The following is a 5,074-nucleotide window of genomic DNA, read 5'->3' on the forward strand; positions in this document are numbered from 1 at the left end:
GGCCGGTCCGGTGACCGCCGGGGCGGCGACGGGGCACGGCGCGGGGGAGTCGCCCGCCTCCGGCGTCGTGCGCACCCGGATCCACGAGGTGCAGGGCACCACCCGGCTCTCCCCGCTGGAGGGCGAGCGGGTCGCCGTGCCCGGTGTCGTGACGGCGACGCGCACGTTCGGCTCCGCGCGCGGATTCTGGATGCAGGACCCCGATCCGGACGACGATCCGCGCACCAGCGAGGGGCTGTTCGTGTTCACCGGTGCGGCCGACCCGGACCTGTCCCCCGGAGACCGTGTCCGGGTGACCGGCACGGTCGAGGAGTACTACCCGGACGATCCGGCCACGTCGGACTTCCAGTCCGCCACGGAACTGGTCGACGCCACGTGGACGGTCTCCGCCCGTGGTGGGGAGGTGCCCGCGGCGCTGGAGATCGGGCCGGACACGGTCCCGGAGGAGCGCACCGCCGAGCCGGGCGGGTCGATCGAGCGGGCGCCCCTGCGGCCGGACAAGTACGCCCTCGATTCTGGGAGGCGCACGAGGGTGAGCTAGTGTCGGTGCGCGACGTGCGCCTGGTCGGGCCGAGCACCGATTACCACGAGCTGTACGCGACCACGAAACCGGAGCAGCACCCGACCGCACGGGGCGGCACGGTGAACCTCGGTTACGACCGGTCGAACACCGGTGTCCTCAAGATCGAGTCGCTGATCCCGTTCGGTGAACGCCCTTTCCCGGAGGCGAACACGGGGGACACGCTCGGCGGACGGACGGCGGGCCCGCTGGCCTACGACCGCTTCGGCGGCTACACGCTCATGGCGAACGTCCTCGGCGAGGTCACCGACAACGGGCTGGACCGCGAGGTCACCCGCGCGCAGCGGCCCGGGGAACTGTCCGTGGCGACGTACAACGTGGAGAACCTCTCGGCCGTCGACGCGCAGGCGAGGTTCGACGAGCTGGCCCACGGCATCGTGCACAATCTCCGCTCCCCGGACATCGTCACGCTGGAGGAGATCCAGGACGACAACGGGCCGACCGGCGTCGACGACGGCGTCGTGTCGGCCCGGGAGACGCTGACCCGGTTCACCGACGCCATCGAGGCGGCGGGGGGACCGCGCTACGAGTGGCGGCAGATCGACCCGGTGGACGGTGCCGACGGCGGGCAGCCGGGCGGCAACATCCGCGTCGGCTTCCTGTTCGACCCGCGGCGGGTGTCGTTCGTGGACCGCCCCGGCGGGGACGCCACGACCCCCGTGGCGGTGGAGCGTGACCGCGGCGGCGCGGCGCTGTCCGTCTCACCGGGCCGCATCGACCCCGGTGACCGGGCCTGGGCGGACAGCCGCAAGCCGTTGGCGGGCGAGTTCCGGTTCCGGGGCCGGACGGTGTTCGTGCTGGCCAACCACTTCGCCTCCAAGGGCGGTGACCAGCCGGTACACGGCCGGTTCCAGCCACCGACGCGGTACTCCGAGCAGCAGCGGGTGCGCCAGGCCGAGGTGGTGCGCGGCTTCGTCGACGACCTGCTCGCGGTCGACCCGCGGGCCAACGTGGTCGTGGCGGGGGATCTGAACGACTTCCAGTTCTCCCCGACCCTGCACACCCTCACCGAGGGCGGCGCACTGGAGGCGCTGGTGGAGACCCTCCCGCCCGGGCAGCGCTACAGCTACATCTACGAGGGCCGCTCCCAGGTGCTGGACCACATCCTCGTCTCGTCGGCCCCGCACCGTGTGGACTACGACGTGGTGCACATCAACGCCGAGTTCGCCGACCGGGCCAGCGACCACGACCCCCAGATCACCCGCCTCACCCCGAGGTGACCCCATTCCACCCCCGCGAGTCCCCACTCCAGCCCGGCGAGTTGCCACCTCAGGCCCCGCGAGTCGCCACTTCCTGCCCGCGAGTTGCCGGCTCAGGCCGGCGAGTCGCCGTCTCAGGCCCGCGAGTTGCCGCCCCAGGCCGACGAGTTGCCGCCTCAGGTCGGCTAGTCGCCGGCTCGTGCCTCCCGGCGATCAGCGCCCACCGGGCGCGAGGAGCCTCGCCGCGGTCTTGCGGGATCTGTGCACGAGGTTCGACGTGGTTCACGGACGTTCGTGGCGACCGTCCGGACGTGGGATGCCGGTTCGCGGGCCTGTGGCGTCGGTTTGCGGGCCTGGGGTGTCAACTCGCGGGCAGGAAGCGGCGACTCGCGGGCCTGGGGTGTCAACTCGCGGGCAGGAAGTGGCGACTCGCGGGCCTGGGGTGGCGACTCGCCGGGCTGTGGGGGCGGGTCAGCGGGCGCGCCAGCCGAGGTCGACGACGGAGCGGGTGAGTTCCTGGTAGGCCGTGCGGATGTCCTCGGCGTAGCGGTCGAGGTGGTCCTTGTGTGCCGAGGACGCCGGTTCGGGGTCCGGGCCCGGTTCCAGCCAGGACAGCCGCGAGATCTCGTCACAGGCCATCCGCCAGAAGTGGTACGCGCGCTCGGCCGCCGTGCGTTCGCGCTCGGTCGCCTTCTCGACGCGCTGTTCGGCGGCGCGGATCTCCGCGTCGAGCTCCCGGGCGCGGGTCCGCTCCCAGGAGCGCAGATCCTCGGCCGCCCTGCGGGCCAGGCCCATGATCTCCTTGTACCGCACGGCCGCATCCGGCTCGTCAGGCATCGTCGGCCTCCTCCGCGTGGAACGGGATGGTGACCTCGGGGCTCGCGTGCGTGGTGCGGTCGAAGAACAACGCCCGGCCGGGCCGCGGTGACCAGTGCACCACCTGCCCGGCGCAGAACGGGGCGAGTTCGTTGCCCTGCACGTCCAGCGCCACCCACGCGCCGATGTCGTCGGTGCCGCCGAAGCCGAGGGTGTCCTTGAGCCGGGACACCCCGCGCCACCAGCCGAGCACGTGCGTGCCCCGCACGGGGCCCTGCTTGAGGACCGTGCGCAGGTGGTCCAGCCCACTGCTCGTGCCCGGCTCCTTGCGCTCCAGCGCGGGCAGCACCGCGTCGACACCGTAGAGGACGACGAAGCGCGCGGTGTCGGCGTCGGACAGGCTGCCCGACAGGTCGGCCAGTGCGGCACCGAGATCGTCGGGTGCCACCACCCGCGCCTTGTGCCCGTCGGCGACCAGGGCCTCGCCCAGCCGCGTCACCTCGGGCACACAGGCCGGCACCGCGCAGCTGAGCACGAACTCGACGTCACCCGGGCCGAACTGCCGGGACAACGACCGGGTGGCCGCGTCCAGGATGGACAGGGCGTCCCGACGGGTGGTGCCGAGCACGGCGAGGTTGCGGCCCGGCGCGTCGGCCAGTTCGACGGCGTGGGCGTCGTCGGACACCGCGATCGCCTGGCCCACCACGGCGCGCGGCCGGTCGGTGCGGGTCAGCGCGGCGAAGGCCGGGGAGTCGTCGAGCCGGGGCGCGATCGCACCGTCGAACAGCCGGGGGCGGCCCTGCGTCCCGTACCGCTGCCAGAGCTGGCGTTGCAACGTGGGGAACACACCCCGGGCGCTGGCGTCCGGGATGTGGGCGAGGGCGTTGCCGTGCGCGATGCCGGAGTCGTGGTTGATCACGGCGTGCCAGCGCGGGGCCGACACGGCCGCCTGGTTCGCCTCGGCGAGCACCCGGCGCGCCTTCGGCATCGCCACCCGCAGGGTGCACTGCTCGAACACGGCGGGTTTGCCCCAGAACGCCTCGATCCCGGCAATGTCCTGGCTGGCCAGGATCAGGTGGATGCCCTGCGACCGGCCGCGCCGCGCGAGGTCCTCCAGCAGCGCGGTGGCCATCCCGGTGACGCTGTCGCGTTCGGCGAACAGGTACTGGAACTCGTCGATCACCGCGACGATGCGGGGCCAGTGCCCGTCCGGGTCCTGTTCGCGGAGCTCGGCGAGGTTGGTGACCTCGAACTCCTTGGCCGCGGCCGAGCGCCTGCGCATCTCGTCGGACAGGTACCGCAGCAGGGCCAGGCCGAACTCGCGGTCGGTGTTCACGTTCACCCCGACCAGCCGGGCGTGCGGCAGCCAGCTCTCGTCCTTGCGGCCCGGGGCGAGCCCGGCGAACGACACGCCCTCCTTGAAGTCCAGCAGGTACAGCGCCAGCTCGTCCGGCGAGTACCGCGCGGCGAGGCTGCCGAGCAGGGCGTAGAGGAAGTTCGTCTTGCCCGACCCGCTCGGGCCGCCGATCAGTGCGTGCGGGGTGGTGTCGCCGATGACGACCTCCACCGGCTCGCCCTCGTGGAAGCCGACCGGCGCGCGCAGTTCGGCCGCCGAGTTGTGCCTGCCGAACTCGGTGGGCAGCAGGTCGGTGAACGACCGGGGTCCGCCCTGCCGGGCGATGAGCGAGTCGGCGATGCGGGAGGTCGCCGTCGCCACACCCCCGGCGGGCAGCGCCGGGTCGAGGTCGACGGGGACGTCGGTGCCGGTCATCGACGTGATCGCGCGCCGCTCGTCGAGCAGGCTGATCGTCTCCACCGCCCCGCCGAGCACGGTGGGCACGTCGACGAGGATCAGCGAGATGCCCGCCGCGAGCGCCCCGCCCGCGATCCGTTTGAGGTCGCGCAGCTGCTCGGGTGGCAGGTCCTCGCCGTTGCCGTAGAGCACGACCACCCGCCACGGCTCGGTGCGCCGGCCGGTGGCCTCGCGCTGTGCCCGCAGCGAGGGGTATCCCGCCTGCATCGTCCGGGCGTTGGTGCGGCGGATCTGTCCGGCCAGTTCGTCGAGCAGCTCCTCCAGCCGGGTCGGGTCGTGCACGGTGACCGCGCTGGTGCGGGTCAGGGCGTAGAAGTTCGGCAGCACGGTGGTGAGCTGACCGAGGTCCAGCAGGTCCACCCGGACCGCGCCGGGGACGAACGTGGACAGCACCCGCATCAGCAGGTTCTCCACCACCGCGTCCACGGTGCTGCGGGTCCCGGGCGCGGACGTGATCGCCAGGTGCGACTCGTCGAGCAGCGGCACGGCGACGTCGAACGTCTCCTCCCGCACCGCCACGGGGTCCGCACCGGGTCCGGCGAGGGGGGCGGAGCCGGTCACGGTCGCCGAGCCGATCCGCCACAACCCGGGCACGGTGCTGCCGTCGGAGTACCCGGTCCGGCCCAGCCACTCGCCGGGCGGCCTGCCCGCGGGCCCGGGCGCCGC

The 5,074-nt window shown here is 73.2% G+C and carries 2 protein-coding genes and 1 pseudogene; 1 reads left to right on the forward strand and 2 read right to left on the reverse strand.

Translation table 11 applies throughout. The features are described from left to right. The first annotated feature begins 10 nt into the window (after positions 1 to 10). Positions 11 to 1,800: pseudogene (locus tag ACTIR_RS23180) on the forward strand (endonuclease/exonuclease/phosphatase family protein). Positions 1,801 to 2,250: 450 nt separating this feature from the next. Here the strand turns inward: ACTIR_RS23180 and ACTIR_RS0113035 are convergent. Then, positions 2,251 to 2,616, reverse strand: coding sequence for a hypothetical protein (locus ACTIR_RS0113035; RefSeq protein WP_026454617.1), 366 nt, complete (start codon positions 2,614 to 2,616; stop codon positions 2,251 to 2,253). After that, a partial coding sequence (locus tag ACTIR_RS23185) for an FtsK/SpoIIIE domain-containing protein (protein WP_034239852.1) occupies positions 2,609 to 5,074 on the reverse strand: 2,466 nt, incomplete at its 5' end. The genes ACTIR_RS0113035 and ACTIR_RS23185, both read right to left, overlap by 8 nt.

Origin of the sequence: Saccharomonospora iraqiensis subsp. iraqiensis, assembly GCF_000430445.1 — a bacterium.
Classification (GTDB): Bacteria; Actinomycetota; Actinomycetes; order Mycobacteriales; family Pseudonocardiaceae; genus Saccharomonospora; species Saccharomonospora iraqiensis.